The organism is Acidovorax kalamii (assembly GCF_002245625.1).
GTDB classification, from domain to species: domain Bacteria; phylum Pseudomonadota; class Gammaproteobacteria; order Burkholderiales; family Burkholderiaceae_C; genus Acidovorax; species Acidovorax kalamii.
In genome coordinates, this window is the sequence record NZ_NOIG01000014.1 from 76,442 (window position 1) to 94,454 (window position 18,013).

The window sequence follows — 18,013 nt, forward strand, 5'->3', positions numbered from 1 at the left end:
CAGGGGGATGCCCTCTAATTCACCATCCGCCCACGCCCCTCCCAATACGGGGCCTGCACGGCGCGGCGCATCACCTTGCCGTTGGGGTTCTTGGGCAGGGTGGTGACGAATTCGATGCGCCGGGGCCGCTTGAAACCGCCCAGGTGCTGGGCGCAGAACGCGTCGATCGCAGCGGTGGTGTCGGCACCGGCCGCACGGCCGGGCTTGAGCACCACGTGCGCGGCCACGGCCTCGCCCCACTTGTCATCGGGCACGGCAAATACGCAGGCATCGGCAATGGCGTCGTGCTGGTACAGCACTGCCTCCACCTCCGACGGGTACACGTTGAAGCCGCCGCTGATCACCATGTCCTTCTTGCGGTCCACGATGTAGACGTAGCCCTCGTCATCCATGCGGGCCAGGTCGCCCGTGTGGTAGGCACCGTCCTTCAGCACCTCGGCCGTCAGCTCGGGCGCGCGCCAGTAGCCCGCAAAGATGTCGTCGCCGCGCACCACGATCTCGCCGATCTCGCCGGTGGCCACGGGCTGGCCGTCGTCGCCCAGGATCTGCACATCACATTCCAGAAACGGGCGCCCGCACGATGCCAGCCGCTCGGGCCGCGCCGCGCGGGCAAACAGGTGGTCCTCCACCGACAGGCCGCACACGCCCGAGGTTGTCTCGCCCGCGCCATAGCCTTGCTGCAGGATGGGCCCGAACACGTCCATGGCCTGCAGGATGCGCGCGGGCGCCATGGGGGCGGCGCCGTAGCCCAGGCGCAGCAGGTCGGGCAGGGGGCGGTATTGGCCCTCCAGCTCGGCCAGCAGCATGTTGATCATGGTGGGCACCATGAAGGTGTGGGTCACCCGGTCGGCCCGCATGTCGGCGATGAAGCGCGGGGGCTCGAAGCCGTTGAACAGGCGGATGGTGACCCCCTGGCACAGCGCCGGCACCATCTGCATGCCCGATGCGTGGGTGATCGGGCCTACCAGCCCCAGGATGTGGCCGGGCTGCTGCCCGTCCGAACGCGTGAGGAACTTGCGCAGCTGCGCAAGGCGGTTGCCGAAGGTCTGCATGGCCGCCTTGAGCACGCCCGAAGAGCCCGAGGTGTAGTGCAGCACGGCGACTTCGTCTTCGAACACGGCCACCGGGGCGAACGAGTCGCTGGCCCGGGCCAGTGCCGCTTCGTAGCCTGTGGGGCCCGCATCGTCGGTCAGCAGCAGCTGGGGCATGGCGCTGGGCATGCTTTGCGACACATGCGGGCGGATGGTCTCGGCGCGCTCGGCAGTGGTCACGATCAGCGCCGCGCCGCTGTTGGCGGCAATGGCGCCGACCTCGGTGGGCGAGAGCCGGGCGTTGAACGGCGCCTTGATCAGCCCGGCCTTGTAGCAGGCTATCTCGATCTCGACCACCTCGACACAGTTGGGCAGGTAAATGCCCACGCGGTCACCGCGCTGCAGGCCCAGGCTCAGCAAGGCGTTGGCCAGGCGGTTCGAGCGCTGCTCCAGATCGGCATAAGTGATGCTGCGCGCAGGGCTCTTGACCGCGATGCGGCGGGCATGGGCGCGGGCGCTGCGCGCCACGAGGGCGCCGACGTTGGCGACGGGGCGGCGATGGGCGCAGCTGTGGGGGGGCGGGGTGGTGGTGATGGTCGTCTCCTGGAGTGCAACCCCCTGTGTGGCGGGGGCTTGGCCGGACTGTTCCAGAAGACGGGGGTATCAGGGAAATACCGATTGCTGATCGGGAGGTATCAATCGAATTGATGGCTGCGGGGCTGCTGCCGTTTGGCGGCCCTTTCGTGCTCTGCTGGCCCGCATCATGGCGCTGCGCCAGGCCCGGTGATCTCTGCATCCCACCGGCCGGTGTCTGCAAGGCGCTGCGCCACAGCGGCCAGGGCCTGCAAAACGGCCTGCATCACACCGTCTGCACCGGGGTCCCGGTCCCGCTCGGGGGCCGTGGCCACGGTGTAGGCACGGGCCATCTCCGGGTTGACCACACGTGCCACCAGCCAGTCAGACGCCATGGCGGGTGTGTCGCCCATCGCGCAGGCCGGCGTGAACGTGAAGCCTGCGCCACAGGCGTACAGCGAGCGGATCACGCGGGCCGAATCGTGCTCATGCACGATGTTCAGCGCCGTGCCGCGCAAGGCCGCAGCGTCTTCCACCTGCTGGCGGATGGAAAAACGACGCGACTGCAGCACCAGCGGCTGCGCGGCGGCCACCGCAAAGTCGATGTCGGGGCGCGTGGGGGTGGCGCATGCTGACGGGCGCTGCAGCAGGGCGCGCACGGTGCCATCGGCGTCGTGCCCGCAGAAGTACATGGATTCACGCGCGAACGGCCTGCACACCAGGCCCTCGGCCTGCGGCGTATCCACCAGGATGCCAATGTCTGCACGCCGCTCGACCATGGCCTTTTTGACCATGAGGCTGAGGTCGTCCAGCACGAACACCCGGATGCGCGGGTGTGTCTCTTTCAGGCGCGCAAGCAACGGCCCCATGAGCAGCGACGACAGCAGAAACGGCACGGCGATGGTGACCGAGCCTTCCGGCCCCTGGGGCAGGCGCTGGATGCGTTCACGCATGGCGGTGGCATCGCTCAGCAGGCGCCGTGCATCCTGGTACAACTGCACCCCGGCTTGCGTGGGGGAAACGCCCGCGTGCGACCGCTCCAGCAACTGCGCGCCCAGCTCCGATTCCAGTTTCTTGATCTGGGCCGTGAGCGCAGGCTGCGCGATGTACAGGCTGCCCGCCGCCCGAGAGAGGCTGCCGGCCTCGACCACGGCAATGAAGTAGCGCAGGCTTCGTAGATCCATGGGGCTCGACTTTAGCGGGGCGCAGGGGCGGATGGTTGCAGGGCCTGGCTCCGCCCTGCCTGTGCCCTTTCAGAGCTTCATGCCCACGCAGCGCACGGGTGGCGCAGCTGCACAAAAACCAGCCCTGTGGCGGGTGGCACACCGGTCGGTAGCCATCGGCAAGCGATACTTCGGCCATGAGCAAGTCATCAGTCGACGCGAATTACCGGTTCATCGCCGCGTACCAGGAAGTCAACGCCCGCATCGCACAGCGCCAGCAGGCACTTACCCTGTACGTTACGCTGGTCGTCAGCCTTCTGGCGGCCCTGGTGGCTCTCAGGCCCAGCCAAAGCGGCTCCGAACCTCCGATCGAATGGCTGATTCTTGGCTTTCCGGTGGCATCGGTGTGCCTTGCGATGCTGAACTACAAGTCTGAGCGCGCCATCTCCAATCTGCGCCACTTTCTGGCTGAGCTGGAGCGCCTGGACAATGCCCACACCAGCCTGCCGAGCTACAACACAGATCCGCGCTGGTCCGCTGGTGCCAACAGGGCAAGACGCTTCCATGACTTTGCTGCAGCCATCCTTGCCGTCGGCGGCAACGCCATCGGTCTTGGGGCTGCATGGAAAATTTACCCTCAACGCCTGAGCGAGTCATATGTCTTCTTCTATGGCAGCATCTTTCTGGCATTCATTTCATTGGCCATCTTGCTGGCCACCTCCAAGTGGAGCTATCGCCCAAGCGCCAGCTGACCGCTGCGCCAGGAGGGCGTTCACAAGCGGGCGTCGCCCACCTGCAATCGTCCCTTGCGCCGACCGGTGGGCAACACAATGCCATCCTCGTTGAGCGTTGGCTTTCCGCTGTCCGGCGAGTGGTACGTTGGCGCCGACGGCACCGAACCCGGGCATGAACTTGCGCTTGACTTCATGCGCCTGGACAAACACCTCAAGGCCACGACCCGTGCCGCATGGCGAGAACTGCTGACGGCTGTTCCCTATGAAGAGCACCATGGCTGGGGGCAGCCGATCCTCAGCCCCTTCCATGGGAGGGTCGTGACGGCCGTGGATGGTTGTCCCGAGTTCCCCCAAAGCTACCTGATGAAGCTCTGGGGCCTTGTGCGGGCATCGTGGTGGCCCTCCCGAGAGAGGCGCCGACTGGCAAGTCTGATCGCCAGTGGAGCGGGAGACATCCGGGAATTCGCAGGGAATCATCTGGTGATCGAATCGCTTGAATCTCCCGGCATCTATGCCTTCCTGGCCCATGCTCGGCGGGGCTCCCTGAGCGTCAAAGCGGGGGATCTTGTGCGTGGGCTGCAGCCAGTCGCCGAGGTGGGCGACAGCGGGCAGTCGAATGTGCCTCACTTGCACTTTCAGCTGATGTCCTGCCCCAATCCTCTGGCGCAGCAACTGATACCCTTCACGTTTTCGGTTTATGAAGCCCATGTGGATGGGCGTTGGCTCATTCAAAAAAATTCATTGCCAAGGCGCAGGCAGAGGATTCGCAGTGTTGCCCAACCCTTTATTTGAGAGGACAGGCCCCGACAAGCCGGGTCTTGCCGCTCATGTTGAACGTTAGACAGTATTGGTTAAATGAAATATAAGCTCGCAATTTTTGATTTTGACGGAACGCTCGCTGACTCGTTTCCCTTTTTTATTCAAGTCTTCAATCAACTCGCCCAAAAGCACGGATTCAGAGAGATCGATGCGGATGCTGTTCCCGGCTTGCGTCAGAAGAGCGCAAGGCAAATAATGCAGCTGGTAGAGTTGCCCAAGTGGAAGCTTCCTTTTGTTGCAAAGGACTTTGCCTCGCTTATGAAAAGCAATGCGGCAAGCATCTCCTTGTTTGAGCATATTGAATCCACGTTGCTTCATCTGGCAAATAATGGGGTCGCCCTGGCGGTGGTTTCGTCGAATGCTTACGACAATATCCGTGAGATTCTTGGTGCGGACATGATGAAAATCATCACGCACTTTGAGTGCGGGATGTCCATTTTCGGTAAATCACCACGAATACGGAAGGTGTTGAAAGAGGCTGGGGTTTCCTGCCATGAAGCCATCTATATTGGTGATCAAATCTCCGACTTGGATGCTGCGCGAAAAGAGAAAGTCGCTTTTGGCGCCGTGTCATGGGGATATGGGGCGATAGAGTCTCTTCGGGGCCATTCACCTGAAGAAGAGTTTGAAAATGTACTTTCGATGAGAAGAATCGTCCCACACAGCTATACGGACTCCTCCACGGCAGCCGTGGCCTGACCGATTGGGGGGGCGCAGGTAAAACACCTTGGGTGTGGTGAGCCTTTGTGGTGGCAGCGCAGCATCACGAAGCTCTGGAGGCTTCTTTCCTGTGCAAGAGGGCCGCTTCATGAAGCGGCTTGCGGTCGCGCTGCGTCGCGTAACGGATGTGCGCCAGTTGCGCCAGATGGTTGGCCAGCGCGGGTGGGTTGATGCCAAGGCACCAACCCATCCACCTCCTCAGTCCCCCATCACCACCCCCTCCCGCCGTGGGTCCGCGCCACCCATCCACAGCTTCTTGCCATGCGCCTGGCCGCGCGTGATGGCTTGCAGGCCACTGGTCATGTTCATCTCGCGCACCTCGGCGCCCCGGGCGCGCAGGGCCTCCACCGTGGCGGGTGGGAAGCGCTTTTCTTCCAGCAGCGTGGGGCCGTTCATCGAGCCGAAGTTGGGCAGGTTGATGGCCTGCTGGGGCATCAGGCCCCAGTTGAAGACGCCATACAGCGTCTTGGCCGTGTAGTGGATGATGGCCGCGCCGCCGGGGCTGCCGCCGCTCATCAGCAGCTCGCCCGTGGCCTTGTCGAACACCAGCGTGGGCGACATCGACGAGCGCGGGCGCTTGCCAGGTTGGACGCGGTTGGCAATGGGCTGGCCTTGTGCGTCGGTGGGGGCAAAGCTGAAGTCGGTCAGCTCGTTGTTCAGCAAGAAGCCTTTGACCATTTGCCGCGCGCCAAACTGGTCTTCGATGGTCGTGGTCATGGCCACGGCGTTGCCGAAGGCATCGACGATGCTGATGTGGCTGGTGCCGAATTCGGGCTGGTCGGGCATGGGGGCGTAGCCGGCCTTCACGGCCGCCGGGTTGCCGGGCTGGGCGACCTTCATGCTCTGCTGGCCGATGAGCTTCGCGCGTTCGGCCAGGTAGGCGGGGGCGATCAGGCTGGTCCAGCTGCCTGCGGGCGGCTGCACAAAGTCGGGGTCGGCCACGTAGAGTGCGCGGTCGGCAAAGGCCAGGCGGGCGGCTTCGGTGTACAGGTGCAGCCAGTCGGCCGATGGGATGCCGTCTTGCAGGGGCTTGGCGGCGGCGTCGGTGTTCTTGAGGATGCCCAGGATCTGCCCGATGGCAATGGCGCCCGAGCTGGGTGGCGGGAAGCCGCAGATGCGGAAGTCCTTGGCCTGCACCTGGTAGTCGTGGCACAGGGCTTCGCGCTTTTTGGGCTGGTAGCTGGCCAGGTCGGCCAGGCTGAGCTTGCCGGGGTTGGTGGGGTGCTTTTGCACCTTGTCTACGATGGCCTGGGCGATCTCGCCTTCGTGCAGGGCCTTGCTGCCCTCGGCGGCGATGCGGCGCAGCACGGCGGCCAGCTCGGGGTTGCGCAGGTTGAAGCCCACGTCGCGGGCGTCGCCGTCGGGTTTGTAGAAGTAGGCGGCGGCCACCGGGTCTTTCTTGAGGTGGGCGTCGGCCTTGACCAGGGTGTTGAGCCGCGCACTGACCTTGAAGCCGCCTTCGGCCAGCGTGATGGCGGGCTGGAACAGCGTGGCCCAGGGCAGTTTGCCGTGCTGCTTGTGCGCCATCTCCAGCATGCGCACGGTGCCGGGCACGCCCACCGAGCGGCCGCCCACCACGCCGTCATAAAACTGCACGGGCTTGCCGTCGGCGCCCAGGAAGAGTTTTTCGTCGGCGGCTGCGGGCGCGGTCTCGCGGCCATCGTAGGCCTCCACCAGCTTGCCGGTGCTGTGCAGCAGGAAGGCGCCGCCGCCGATGCCGCTGGATTGGGGCTCCACCAGGGTCAGCACCATCTGCACGGCGATGGCGGCGTCGATGGCCGAGCCACCGGCCTTGAGGATCTGGTAGCCCGCGTCGGTGGCCAGCGGGTTGGCGGCGGCCACGGCGAACTTCTCGGTGGCCCAGCCGGGTTTTTCGGTGTAGCCCGAAGAACCTTCGGGCTGGGCGGGCACGGTGTAGGCGAACTGCGAGGGGCTGCTGGCGCAGCCCGCAAGCAGGGCTGCGAGTGCGGCGCAGGCCACCAGGTGGCGCCGTGGCGCGGATGGGCGGGTGGCTGCAGCGGGGAAGGGCGTGGGGGTGGGCATGGGCTGGTTTCTCCTGGGTGGCAAGAAGTGACAAGCAGAAAGGACAAGCAAGCGTGCGTGCAAGAAACAGCGGCCATCGTACGGCGCCAGGCGCAGCTTTGGGGTGCGGCGTTACATTGCGCTACAGGCTCCAAATTCAAAGCTTTTTAGGCCGTTACCGCACTATGGGTATGCCTTTTAAGCTATCAAATGTATAGCTAATACGCTTTTAAGGGCGACGCCGACCACTGCGGCGTTCCGCCTGCGGTCTATGTGGCCACGGGCCCCGCTCGGCCGTCCTGGACGACAAAGCGGGCGAGCGTGCTGGCGCCGCTGTCGGCGCGCAGGGGGTCGTCGAGCACGCGCAGGGTGGTGGTCCACTGCGTGGGCGTGATGTGGGCCAGGCCGTAGCCGCGCAGGTCGCAGCGGGCCAACAGCACGTGCGGGTTGTGGCGCACCACGGCGTCCACCTTGTCTTGGGTGGTGCCCGAGCGGGAGCTGATGGAGGTGCCGCAGAACTCGCTGGCGATGACGGGCGAGTCGGGGCGGTCTGCGTTGGCGTGCACGCGGCAGACGTAGTTCTGGTGGATGTCGCCGCCCAGCAGCACGGTATTGCGTGGCTTGTGCTTTGCCACGGCCTGCAGCAGGCGCGCGCGGGCGGCGGGGTAGCCGTCCCAGTTGTCGGTGGTCACCGTGCCTGAGGGGTAGTGGCGCGGCGAGAACAGGGTTTGCTGCGCGATCACACTCCAGCGGGTGGCGTCTTGCGTGGCGGCATCGGTAGCCAGACCGGTGTGCAGCCATTGCTCTTGCGCGGTGCCCAGCAGGCTGCGCATGGGGTCGGCCAGGTCGGCGCAGTTGCTGCTGCGCACGGCGCCTGCGCTGGGCGATTCGGGCGCGCGGCAGGCCTGCCAGCTGCGGTACTGGCGGCTGTCCAGCAGGTGAATGTGTGCAAGCTGCCCCCAGCGCAGGCGTCGGTAAACCTGCAATGCGTCCCACCGGGTGTCGGGGAAGGGGCTGCTCAGGCTGGCGGCGCGCAGGGGCATGTTTTCGTAGAAGGCCTGCCAAGCGGCGCCGCGCTGCGCCAGGAAGCTGGTGGCATCGCCCCGGCCTGCGTGCCCCGCGCTGGCGGCGTAGTCGTTCTGCACCTCGTGGTCGTCCCAGGTCACGGACCAAGGGCAGGCAGCGTGGGCGGCCTGCAGGGCCGGGTCGCTTTTGTGCAGCGCGTAGCGGTCGCGGTAGTCGGCCAGCGTGGTGGCCAGGCGCAGGCTGTGGGTGCGCGCCAGGTCGCTGGTGTTTTTGGGCGTGGCGTATTCGTAGATGTAGTCGCCCAGGAACAGCACCAGGTCCGGCTGGTCGGCCACCAGATGGCGCCACGCGGCGTAGTGGCCGTGCTCCCACCTTTGGCAGGACGCAAAGGCGATGCGCAGCGCATCCGGCAGGTCGCCCGCTGAGGGCGCGGTGCGCGTGCGGCCCACGGTGCTCACCGCCTCGCCCAGCATGAAGCGGTAGTGGTACCAGCGCGCTGGCTGCAGGCCGTGCAGTTCCACATGCACGCTGTGGCCCAGCTGCGGCAGTGCGGGGGCTTCTCCTTTTTGCACGATCTGCGCAAAGCGCGCGTCGTGCGCGACCTCCCACCGCACGGTGTGGGTGGCCAACATCTGTGCGGGCTGCGCCAGCACCAGACGGGTCCAGAGCACCACGCCATCGGGCGTGGGGTCGCCACTGGCGACACCCAGTGCAAAGGGGTTGCTTTGCAGCGTGGGCGGGTTGCTCCACGCCCAGCGGGGAAGGGTGGATGCGGTGGCCGCGCAGGCGGCGTGTTGCAGAAAGGCGCGGCGGTTCATGGGTCGCTGGTATTCAGGTGTTGAGCAGTTTCACCCGCAGCTGTTTCGGGATTGACGGGTCTTGGGCATCCTGTCACTTGCCTCGTCTACTGCCGGTCGATACCGGCGCACCCCAGGCCAGTGCCACCGTGGAGCTGGCTTTGCCAGGCCACGGGTGGCGTCCCCCCTTTGGGGGAAGGCGCCGAAGGCGACACAGGGGGAGCCACTACGCCGCCATCACCCGGTTCTTCCCCGAGCGCTTGGCCAGGTACATGGCCTGGTCGGCACGCAGGATGGCGTCGGTGCTGCTTTCGGTGTCGCTCAGCTGCGCCACGCCTGCGCTGAAGGTGATGAGCACTTTCTCGGTGCCTTGCAGAAAGAAGCGGGTGGTCAGCTCGCGCTGCAGCCGTGTCATGGCGGCCGCGCCGGCTTCGACTGCGGTGTCGGGCAGCACGATGACAAACTCTTCACCGCCATAGCGGGCCAAAAGGTCCTGTGGCCGCATGACCTCGCGCGTGACCTGGGCCAGGTGCACCAGCGCCGCATCGCCACCTGCGTGGCCCAGGCGGTCGTTCAAGGACTTGAAGTTGTCCAGGTCCAGCAGCGCCAGGCACAGGGGCGACCCCATGCGGCGGGCGCGGGCAATCTCGCGCTCCATGGCTTCGTCCAGGCCCTTGCGGTTGAGGGTGCCGGTGAGCGGGTCGTGCCGGGCCTGGGAACTGGCGCGGTCGAGTTCTTCCTGCAGCTTGGCCACTTCGGCACGCTTGGCCTCGGTGCGCTCGCGCAGGTCCTGCAGCTCGTCATGCGCCACGCGGCTGTCCAGCGCCATGGCGCGGGTGGCGCTCATCACCTCCTGCAGCACGGGTGCGATGTCCTGCAGGCTGCTGGCCTTGCCGATGAGGTCGGCGCAGCGTTCCATCGTGCCCTGGTAGCTGGTGCTGGAGGCGGTGATCTTGGCCAGCCGCTCGATGAAGGTGGCGAGCATGTCCTTCATCTGCTCTTGCGCTTCGAGCGTGCGGGCCTTGGCCTCGGTCTGCTTGAAGATCACGTCCTTGAGGCGGCGCTGCACGTCGTCGAGCCGGCGCAGGGTGAGCGGCGGGGTGGAGGCGGTCATCAGCGCCTCGGCCTGGCCGTGCAGCCACCGGTCGTCCACGCTGAGCACGGCAATGTTCTCGAAGATCATGTGCAGCAGCTCCAGCAGGCTGGTGCGGATGGCGGCCTGGTCTTCGGTGGCAAACGACAGCCGGTAGGTGAAGTTGCCCAGCATGAGCTGCGCTGTGGCCACGGGGGGCGAAGGTTCGCGCAGGAAGGTGACGAGCTGCTTGGCCATCTCGATCACGCGGGCGTCGTCTTCGCCCAGCGCGGGCAGGGTGTTGTCGATCAGGCGCGCCAGAGTTTCGGCCAGTTCGGGCGGCAATTCGCCCAGGGCGGTGGGGGCGCTGGCGGTTTCGATGGGGGTGGCGGCAGCGGGGTGCAGGCCCAGGTTGGCATAGCCCACCATCACGCTCTGCAGCGAGGTCCAGTCCTTGGTGATGATGGCCCGCTCGAACTGGGTGAGCAAACGCTTCTGGGCCGGGGTCTGGGCGGGCAGCACCCGCTGGATGCCGCTCAGCGGTCCGTCGGGGAAGGGCTGCGGGCTGCGGGTGCCCGCAATTTCGTCGTACAGCGCCAGGTAGTTGTCAGGGGTGGGTTGCAACCGGCGGGCCGCCAGCTGTTTCAGTGTCTCGCGCGCGATCTCGGATGGGAGGCGGTCGGCCATGGGTGGGCACCAGTGTCAGGAGGGGCGGGAAGGCGCAAGTGTGACACAGCGGATGGCTTTTTTGGGCAGGGGCGCCCGGCCTGGCGGGGCCCCTGCAGGGGGCTGGCAGAGGCTCAGTTCACCATCACGAGCTTGCCCATCACGCCGCGCGAGCCCATGTGGGCGTAGGCGGCGGGCAGTTCGGCCATGGGCATGGTGCGGTCGATCACGGGCTTGATCTTGCCCTGTGCGTACCACTGGGCCAGCTCGCCCATCATGGCGGCGTTGGCCTTGGGCTCGCGCTTGGCAAAGTCGCCCCAGAACACGCCCACGATGGAGGCGCCCTTGAGCAGCGCCAGGTTGAACGGCAGCGCGGGGATGGGGCCCGAGGCAAACCCCACCACCAGGTAGCGGCCGCGCCAGGCAATGGAGCGGAAGGCGGGTTCGGCAAAGTCGCCGCCCACGGGGTCGTAGATCACATCGGGGCCTTTGCCGTCGGTGAGAGTCTTGATGGCGTCGCGCAGGTTGTCTTTGCTGTAGTTGATGGTGGCGTCGGCACCGATGGAGGTGCACAGCGCGCATTTCTCGTCGCTCGATGCGGCGGCGATCACGCGCGCGCCCATGGCCTTGGCGATCTGGATCGCGGCCGTTCCAACCCCGCCAGCGGCACCCAGCACCAGCACGGTTTCGCCTGCCTTGAGCTGAGCCCGGTCCACCAGCGCGTGGTAGGACGTGGCGTAGATCATGATGAAGGCGGCGGCATCGACATGCGAGAAGCCGTCGGGCAGCGGCATGCACAGTGCGGCGGGCGCAATGGTGTGCGTGCCAAAGCCGCCCGTGCCCGACAGGCAGGCCACGTTCTGGCCAACCTTGAGGTGCGTGACGCCGTCGCCCACGGCTGCCACCACGCCTGCGTATTCGGAGCCCGGCACAAAGGGCAGCGGCGGCTTCATCTGGTACTTGTTCTGCACGATCAGCAGGTCTGGAAAGTTCAGGCTGGCCGCCTTGATCTCGATGAGCACCTCGCCCGCCTTGGGGGCCGGTGTGGGCAGTTCGGTCCAGGTCAGGGCGTCAACGCCGACGGGGTTGGTGCAAAGCCAAGCGTGCATGAGAAAAGTCTCCTGTCAATGTTGGGGCGCATGATAGGCCGGGGTGCCCGGGGGCTGTTGTCCCACGAGCGACCGACCCTGCGCGCGCCATGGCGGGGCGACGCATGCAGGAGCGCCCACCTACAATCCGTTGCAACCTCTGCTGCAACCATGAAAATTCTGATTTCCAACGACGATGGCTACCAGGCCCCGGGCATCGTGGCCCTGCATGACGCACTCAAGACCCTGGAGGGCGTGGAGGTGGAGGTGGTCGCGCCCGAGCACAACAACAGCGCCAAGTCGAACGCGCTGACCCTGCATTCGCCGCTGTACGTCCACAAGGCTGCCAATGGCTTTCGGTATGTGAACGGAACGCCAGCCGACTGTGTGCATATCGCGCTGACCGGGCTGCTGGGCTACCGGCCCGACCTGGTGGTGTCGGGCATCAACAATGGCGCCAACATGGGGGACGACACGATCTATTCCGGTACGGTGGGCGCTGCCATGGAAGGCTATCTGTTTGGCATCCCGGCCATTGCGTTCTCGCAGGTGGACAAGGGCTGGGGCGAGCTGGAAGCCGCCGCCGCCAAGGCACGGGAGATCGTGGCGCAGATGCGTAGCCAGCAACTGGTGACCGAGACCCCCTGGCTGCTGAATGTGAACATCCCCAACATGCCGCTGGATGCGCTGCGGCCCGCCAAGTGGTGCCGACTGGGGCGCCGCCATGCGGCCGAGCGCGTCATCGTGCAGGAGAGCCCGCGTGGCGAGGCCATGTACTGGATTGGCGGGGCGGGTGCGGCGAAAGACGATGCCGAGGGTACGGACTTTTATGCCACGGCGCAGGGCCATGTGTCCATCACGCCGCTGAAGGTGGACCTGACCGATCACGACAGCCTGGGCGCCTGGGCGCAGAAGGCGTCCCAATGGGCTGCAGGGGCGGGGGCGGCTGCCGCCCCAGGCATGTGATGCAGCGCCGCCCTGGGTTTCCGGCCCGTCTGCCGGGCACGGGCAACGCTGGCGCCAAGCCGGTGGCACAGGTGTCGGCACCGGCTTCGGCGTTGGCGGCGCGCAAGCCAGTGGTAGCTGCACCGGTGGGGGTGGGGCTCGACTCGTCAGCAGTTCGCACGCGCATGGTGCAAAAACTGGCGGCGGGGGGCATCACCTCGGCGCCCGTCCTGCAGGCCATGGGTGCGGTGGAGCGCCACCGGTTTGTGGACAGCGCCCTGGTCAACCAGGCCTATGAGGACACCAGCCTGCCCATCGGGCTGGGGCAGACCATCTCCAAACCCAGCGTGGTGGCGCGCATGTGCGAATTGCTGCTGGGTGCCGAGGGCGCGCGGGCGGGCGGCCTGGGCCGGGTGCTGGAGATCGGCACCGGTTGCGGCTACCAGGCGGCGGTGCTGAGCCTGCTAGCCCGGGAGGTCTACACGCTGGAGCGGCTGCGTGGTCTGCACGACCGGGCCCGCGACAACCTGCGCCCGTTCCGGTTGGCCAACGTCCATCTGCTGTTTGGCGATGGCATGCTGGGCTATGCCAAGGGAGCACCCTATGCCGCCATCATTGCCGCCGCAGGTGGCGATGCCGTACCCCAGGCCTGGTGCGATCAACTGGCGGTGGGAGGGCGGTTGGTGGCGCCGATGGCGCTGTCGGGCGGACAGCAGATGTTGCTGGTGATCGACAAAACCCCGCACGGATTGAAACAAAACGTGCTCGAACCGGTGCATTTTGTCCCTCTAAAATCGGGGATTGCGTAAAGGGAATTGCTTATGTTCGTATCGCGTGGTCTTGTGATGGGGTTTACCGTGGCAATGGCGGGGCTGGTGCTCTCCGGCTGTGGCACCCGCCTGAACAAGGCTCCTGTGGAAGATCGGGGCACCTCCATATCTTCTGCGCCCGCGCAGGCTGGCCAGCCTGGCGTGGTGGTGGGCACCCCCATCAAGCCGTTGCCCGGGGCAGAAAATGCGGGCAAACCGGGTTATTACACGGTCAAGCCTGGGGATACCCTGATTCGCATCGGGCTGGAGTCCGGCCAGAGTTGGAAAGACTTGGCCCGCTGGAACAACCTCGAAAACGCCAACCTTATCGAAGTGGGCCAAGTGCTGCGCGTGGTGCCTCCCACGGCCGCTGTGGCTGCGACGGCTGTGGCGTCTGACAATGGCGTGGTGACGCGGCCGGTGACCTCGTCCACCGTAGCACCCGCACCGGCTGCATCAGCTACGTCGCCAGCCAGCGCACCCAAGCCACCGGCCTCGGCGGCCTCCGGCACCGTGGTGGCCGTGGCTCCCGCTACGCCAGCGCCAGCTGCCGCGCCTGCTGGGGAGGACGACATCGCCTTCATCTGGCCCGCTTCGGGCTCGCTGATCGCGGGCTTTGACGAGGCGCGCAACAAGGGCTTCGATATTGCCGGCAAGGCGGGCGAGCCCGTGCTGGCGGCTGCTGATGGCCGCGTGGTCTACGCCGGCGCAGGCCTGCGCGGCTATGGCAACCTGGTGATCCTGAAGCACAACAACACCTTCCTCACGGCCTATGCCCACAACCAGTCGCTGCTGGTCAAGGAAGACCAGGCCGTGCGCAAGGGCCAGAAGATTGCCGAGATGGGCAACACCGACGCAGACCGTGTCAAGCTCCACTTTGAAATCCGCCGGCAGGGCAAGCCGGTGGACCCCTCGCGCTACCTGCCAGCGCGTTGATCCCCATGGTGGCCGGGCTGCCGCAGAGCGGCAAGGGCAGTGCGGCCGGGGTGCCCGCTGAAGCGGGTGATGACTTCCTGCTCGCCGAGGAGTCGGAAGCGCTGGTCGAGACCAGCAGCGAAATGCGCCACATGCTGGTGGCGCCGCCGCAGCATGCTGCCCGGCTCGACAAGGCGCTGGCCGATCTGGTTCCTGAGTTCTCCCGCAGCTACCTGCAGCAGTTGCTGGGGCAGGGGCTGGTCAGTCTCAATGGCAGGCCTGTGCTTAAGGCGTCCACCCGCGTCAAGGCGGGTGACCAGCTGGTGCTGGAGATGCGGCCTACGTTGCAAAGCCAGGCGTTCCGCCCCGAGCCCATGGCCATTGATGTGGTGTATGAAGACGAGCACCTTCTGGTTGTGAACAAACCCGCAGGGCTGGTGGTACACCCGGCGCCGGGCAACTGGAGCGGGACCTTGCTCAACGGCTTGCTGGCCCGGGATGAGAAGGCCCTGCTGGTTCCCCGTGCTGGCATCGTGCACCGGCTGGACAAGGACACCAGCGGCCTCATGGTGGTGGCGCGGAACCGCGCCACCATGGACGCATTGGTGGCATTGATTGCCGAGCGCAAGGTCAAGCGCCAGTACCTCGCCTTGGCGCATGGCGCCTGGACCGGGCCCAAGATCCGTTCGGTCGATGCACCCATCGGGCGCGACCCGCGCAACCGTTTGCGCATGGCCGTGGTGGACCTGGCCCTGCATGCGGGCAAAACTGCCCGCACCGACGTGTTGTGGCTGGCTGGCACCGACCAGGGCTGCTGGGTGCAGTGCACCTTGCATACGGGGCGGACCCATCAGATCCGGGTGCACATGGCATCGCTCAAGCACCCGCTGGTGGGCGACACCCTGTACGGCGGTGCGCCCTTGGGAGCCATGCAGCGCCAGGCACTGCACGCCTACCGCCTGGCCTTTGTGCACCCGGTAACGGGCAAGGCGCTGGAGTTCCAGGCGCAGGCACCCGAGGACATGCAGCAGGCACTGTCTTCCTGGGGCCTGGGCTACAATGCGCCCTGATGGCCTGATCGGCCCCCTGCCCGAAGACGGAATCCCGCCGGGCCCTTGTGTCGCGCCAACGTCCTTGCACTGCGCGCCAATTTGATTGCCCCCTGCTGTTGATGTGACACCCGTTGCAACGCGTGGCACTTTTCCAGGAATCGCTGAACCATGAACACGGTGGATGCCAAAAGGGTCCTCGAAACTGCGCTGATCTGTGCGCAGCAACCTGTGCCTGTGCGCGAGCTGCGGGTGCTTTTCAATGATGCGCTGGGGTCTGACACACTCAAGCTCCTGCTGCAGGAGCTTCAGCAGGACTGGGCACAGCGTGGAGTGGAATTGGTGCAGGTGGCCACGGGCTGGCGTTTTCAGAGCCGCCCCGAGATGCGGGAGTATCTCGACCGGCTGCACCCCGAAAAGCCCCCGCGCTACACGCGGGCCACCATGGAAACGCTGGCCATCATTGCGTACCGCCAGCCGGTGACGCGGGGTGACATCGAGGACATCCGTGGCGTGACCGTCAACAGCCTGATCATCAAGCAGTTGGAGGACCGGGGCTGGGTCGAGGTCATCGGGCACAGGGAAACCGTGGGCCGTCCTGCGCTGTTTGCGACCACCCGCCAGTTTCTGGATGACATGGGCCTGCAGTCACTGGACCAGTTGCCCGTTTTGGACGACCCCACCGGCAATGCGAATGTGCTGGAGGCCATGGCTGCTGCGGCCCAGGGGGTGATCGAGCCGGAACTGGTGCCGATTTTGGAGGCGGTGCCGGAGCCTGAGCCCGAGGTGGTGGTTGTGGAGCCTGTGGTGGAGCAGCAGCCGCAGTTCGCCTCTGCCATCGTGGAGAGCGTGCCCCCACCGTTGGTGGACGATTTTTTTAATGACACGGAGACAGATCTCCGTGGCGACCATATGGATACGGATACCCCGGGTGGTGTCCAGGGAAACACTTGATGAACGATTCGACCCCCGACAATCCGGGCGCAACGCCCGAGGCTGGAGCTGCTGATGTGGCTCCTGCTGCCAAAAAGCCTGCTGCCAAGCGCGCGCCGCGCAAGAAGGCTGTGCCGGTTTCCGCAGAGGGGGCCGACACCCTGGCGGCGGACTCCGGAATGGCTGCGGTGGCTTCGGCCACAGGGGTGCAGGCTGAGTCTTCGAGCCCGGTCGAAGTGCCCGCTGGTGCCGAGTTGGCGGTGGCTGTAGAGCCCGCAGTTGTCGGTTCGCAGGCGCCTGGGGCTGATGGTGCCGCACCGCGTGGGGGACGCAAGGGCCAGGCCCCGGCCGACCACCGGGGGCGTCCACCCCGTGCGGAAGGGATGGGGCGCGACAAGCGCAAGCCCGCGCCAGGGGTGGAGGGTTATCAGTTCGAGGATGTGGTCTCGGGCCGTTTCGACCAGGATGACGCGTCGGCAGATGTGGCCCCCGCCAAGCGGGTGCTGTTGCCCCAGGTGGAAACGCCCAAGCTGCACAAGGTGCTGGCCCAGGCGGGCTTGGGCTCGCGTCTTGAGATGGAGCAGCTCATCCTGGAAGGGCGGATCTCGGTGAACAATGAGCCGGCCCACATCGGCCAGCGCATCCAGTTTGGCGACCAGGTCAAGGTCAATGGCAAACCCATCCGCTACCGCATCGACCCGCCGCCAGCGCGGGTGATCGCGTACCACAAGCCCGTGGGCGAGGTGGTGACCCATGACGACCCGCAGAACCGGCCGACGGTTTTCCGCAAGCTGCCCCGGCTGATGCAGGGCAAGTGGCAGTCGGTGGGGCGGCTGGATCTGAACACCGAAGGGCTGCTGCTGTTCACCAGCTCGGGCGAACTGGCCAACAAGCTTATGCACCCCCGTTTTGGACTGGAGCGTGAGTACGCGGTGCGTGTTCTCGGTGCACTCAGCAACGAAGAAAAGCAGAAGCTGCTCGACGGCGTGCGTCTGGACGACGGCATGGCGTCGTTTGGCTCCATCGAAGACGGTGGCGGTGAGGGTTCCAACTGCTGGTATAGGGTCACCATCTCCGAAGGCCGCAACCGTGAAGTGCGCCGCATGATGGAATCGGTGGGGCATGCCGTGAGTCGCCTCATCCGCATCCGGTACGGCGCCATGGTGCTGCCCCGTGGCCTCAAGCGGGGAGCCTGGCTGGAGCTGGATGACAGCGATATCCGGGCCCTGGTCCAGGCGGCGGGCGCGGGGCGCGCTGATTCGGTCGAGGGCCGCGCGGAAGCGGGCCCTGCGGCTGGCGGGCGCGGTGGCAATGGCAATGCGCGCAATAGGGGTCGTGGCGGCCCCCGGGCGGGAGATGGTCCCCGCCGGGACATGTCCCAGGGCGGTGGCGGTGCGGGCCCCCGGGGTCAGAAGCCTCGGCGTGACGGCGGCGGGCAAGGGCAGGGCGCGCGGGGCAACAATGCCGCGGGTGGCGATCGCCAGCGCGGCGCGGCCCAACCCGATCCGATGAAAACCTCGGTGGGGTACATCGGGATGGACAGCCTCTCGCGGCACCGCCAGGACAAACGCCGACCCGGCGGTGGTGGCCCCCGGCGCGGCGGTGGTCGTTAATCTGCTGCCAGGCTTCCACGGTTAGAATCGAGGGCTTT

The 18,013-nt window shown here is 66.2% G+C and carries 15 protein-coding genes; 9 read left to right on the forward strand and 6 right to left on the reverse strand.

Going from position 1 to position 18,013, the window contains the following annotated elements; translation table 11 throughout:
• Window positions 1–14 precede the first annotated feature (14 nt).
• A complete protein-coding gene (locus CBY09_RS22325) occupies window positions 15–1,625 on the reverse strand; it encodes an AMP-binding protein (protein WP_094291771.1) in 1,611 nt (536 codons plus the stop codon).
• A 167-nt stretch (window positions 1,626–1,792) separates the two neighbouring features.
• Window positions 1,793–2,788, reverse strand: a complete 996-nt coding sequence (locus CBY09_RS22335) for a LysR family transcriptional regulator (RefSeq protein WP_094291773.1) — start codon at window positions 2,786–2,788, stop codon at window positions 1,793–1,795.
• 176 nt (window positions 2,789–2,964) lie between these two features.
• Between CBY09_RS22335 and CBY09_RS22340 the strand changes: the two genes are divergently transcribed.
• The 3 genes from CBY09_RS22340 to CBY09_RS22350 all read left to right on the forward strand — a co-directional run bounded on the left by CBY09_RS22340 (window position 2,965) and on the right by CBY09_RS22350 (window position 5,019).
• Window positions 2,965–3,519: a hypothetical protein gene (locus CBY09_RS22340; RefSeq protein ID WP_094291774.1), complete on the forward strand. Its 555-nt coding sequence runs from the start codon at window positions 2,965–2,967 to the stop codon at window positions 3,517–3,519.
• Window positions 3,520–3,597: 78 nt separating this feature from the next.
• On the forward strand, window positions 3,598–4,293 hold the full coding sequence (locus tag CBY09_RS22345; RefSeq protein WP_094291775.1) for a M23 family metallopeptidase: 696 nt from the start codon (window positions 3,598–3,600) through the stop codon (window positions 4,291–4,293).
• Between the two features lie 63 nt (window positions 4,294–4,356).
• Window positions 4,357–5,019 carry an HAD hydrolase-like protein gene (locus CBY09_RS22350; RefSeq protein WP_094291776.1) on the forward strand — a complete coding sequence of 221 codons (663 nt, stop codon included), beginning with the start codon at window positions 4,357–4,359 and terminating at the stop codon, window positions 5,017–5,019.
• Between the two features lie 219 nt (window positions 5,020–5,238).
• Here the strand turns inward: CBY09_RS22350 and CBY09_RS22355 are convergent, their stop codons facing one another.
• The 4 genes from CBY09_RS22355 to CBY09_RS22370 form a co-directional block, all read right to left on the reverse strand.
• Complete coding sequence (locus tag CBY09_RS22355; RefSeq protein ID WP_240515819.1) at window positions 5,239–7,083, reverse strand: gamma-glutamyltransferase family protein; 1,845 nt, start codon at window positions 7,081–7,083, stop codon at window positions 5,239–5,241.
• 248 nt (window positions 7,084–7,331) lie between these two features.
• On the reverse strand, window positions 7,332–8,906 hold the full coding sequence (locus tag CBY09_RS22360) for an alkaline phosphatase D family protein (protein ID WP_094291777.1): 1,575 nt from the start codon (window positions 8,904–8,906) through the stop codon (window positions 7,332–7,334).
• Window positions 8,907–9,111: 205 nt separating this feature from the next.
• Window positions 9,112–10,644: a GGDEF domain-containing protein gene (locus CBY09_RS22365; protein WP_094291778.1), complete on the reverse strand. Its 1,533-nt coding sequence runs from the start codon at window positions 10,642–10,644 to the stop codon at window positions 9,112–9,114.
• 113 nt (window positions 10,645–10,757) lie between these two features.
• On the reverse strand, window positions 10,758–11,732 hold the full coding sequence (locus CBY09_RS22370) for an NADPH:quinone oxidoreductase family protein (RefSeq protein ID WP_094291779.1): 975 nt from the start codon (window positions 11,730–11,732) through the stop codon (window positions 10,758–10,760).
• Window positions 11,733–11,882: 150 nt separating this feature from the next.
• On the opposite strand from CBY09_RS22370, the gene surE reads away from it, so the two are divergent.
• The 6 genes from surE (at window position 11,883) to CBY09_RS22400 (ending at window position 17,975) form a co-directional block, all read left to right on the forward strand.
• A complete protein-coding gene (surE, locus tag CBY09_RS22375) occupies window positions 11,883–12,677 on the forward strand; it encodes a 5'/3'-nucleotidase SurE (protein ID WP_094291780.1) in 795 nt (264 codons plus the stop codon).
• Window positions 12,677–13,465, forward strand: a complete 789-nt coding sequence (locus CBY09_RS22380) for a protein-L-isoaspartate(D-aspartate) O-methyltransferase (protein ID WP_094291781.1) — start codon at window positions 12,677–12,679, stop codon at window positions 13,463–13,465. The genes surE and CBY09_RS22380 overlap by 1 nt, the downstream gene beginning before the upstream one ends.
• A 12-nt stretch (window positions 13,466–13,477) precedes the next feature.
• The gene (locus CBY09_RS22385; RefSeq protein WP_094291782.1) at window positions 13,478–14,401 is read left to right on the forward strand and encodes a peptidoglycan DD-metalloendopeptidase family protein; all 924 of its coding nucleotides are present in this window, start codon (window positions 13,478–13,480) and stop codon (window positions 14,399–14,401) included.
• 5 nt (window positions 14,402–14,406) lie between these two features.
• Window positions 14,407–15,450 (forward strand): RluA family pseudouridine synthase, encoded by a 1,044-nt coding sequence (locus CBY09_RS22390; RefSeq protein WP_094291783.1) that lies wholly within the window; start codon window positions 14,407–14,409, stop codon window positions 15,448–15,450.
• A gap of 150 nt (window positions 15,451–15,600) precedes the next feature.
• Window positions 15,601–16,383 (forward strand): SMC-Scp complex subunit ScpB, encoded by a 783-nt coding sequence (scpB, locus tag CBY09_RS22395; protein WP_094291784.1) that lies wholly within the window; start codon window positions 15,601–15,603, stop codon window positions 16,381–16,383.
• Window positions 16,383–17,975: a pseudouridine synthase gene (locus CBY09_RS22400; protein ID WP_094291785.1), complete on the forward strand. Its 1,593-nt coding sequence runs from the start codon at window positions 16,383–16,385 to the stop codon at window positions 17,973–17,975. Before scpB ends, CBY09_RS22400 begins: the two co-directional genes overlap by 1 nt.
• The last annotated feature ends 38 nt before the right edge of the window (window positions 17,976–18,013 follow it).

Excerpts from the sequence above, each read along its gene's own strand:
- CBY09_RS22350 (WP_094291776.1), top strand. The coding sequence starts at position 4,357 with ATGAAATATAAGCTCGCAATTTTTGATTTTGACGGAACGCTCGCTGAC.
- CBY09_RS22340 (WP_094291774.1), top strand. The coding sequence starts at position 2,965 with ATGAGCAAGTCATCAGTCGACGCGAATTACCGGTTCATCGCCGCGTAC.
- CBY09_RS22370 (WP_094291779.1), bottom strand. The coding sequence starts at position 11,732 with ATGCACGCTTGGCTTTGCACCAACCCCGTCGGCGTTGACGCCCTGACC.
- surE (WP_094291780.1), top strand. The coding sequence starts at position 11,883 with ATGAAAATTCTGATTTCCAACGACGATGGCTACCAGGCCCCGGGCATC.
- CBY09_RS22400 (WP_094291785.1), top strand. The coding sequence starts at position 16,383 with ATGAACGATTCGACCCCCGACAATCCGGGCGCAACGCCCGAGGCTGGA.
- CBY09_RS22355 (WP_240515819.1), bottom strand. The coding sequence starts at position 7,083 with ATGCCCACCCCCACGCCCTTCCCCGCTGCAGCCACCCGCCCATCCGCG.
- CBY09_RS22365 (WP_094291778.1), bottom strand. The coding sequence starts at position 10,644 with ATGGCCGACCGCCTCCCATCCGAGATCGCGCGCGAGACACTGAAACAG.
- CBY09_RS22360 (WP_094291777.1), bottom strand. The coding sequence starts at position 8,906 with ATGAACCGCCGCGCCTTTCTGCAACACGCCGCCTGCGCGGCCACCGCA.
- CBY09_RS22385 (WP_094291782.1), top strand. The coding sequence starts at position 13,478 with ATGTTCGTATCGCGTGGTCTTGTGATGGGGTTTACCGTGGCAATGGCG.
- scpB (WP_094291784.1), top strand. The coding sequence starts at position 15,601 with ATGAACACGGTGGATGCCAAAAGGGTCCTCGAAACTGCGCTGATCTGT.
- CBY09_RS22335 (WP_094291773.1), bottom strand. The coding sequence starts at position 2,788 with ATGGATCTACGAAGCCTGCGCTACTTCATTGCCGTGGTCGAGGCCGGC.
- CBY09_RS22390 (WP_094291783.1), top strand. The coding sequence starts at position 14,407 with ATGGTGGCCGGGCTGCCGCAGAGCGGCAAGGGCAGTGCGGCCGGGGTG.
- CBY09_RS22345 (WP_094291775.1), top strand. The coding sequence starts at position 3,598 with ATGCCATCCTCGTTGAGCGTTGGCTTTCCGCTGTCCGGCGAGTGGTAC.
- CBY09_RS22380 (WP_094291781.1), top strand. The coding sequence starts at position 12,677 with ATGCAGCGCCGCCCTGGGTTTCCGGCCCGTCTGCCGGGCACGGGCAAC.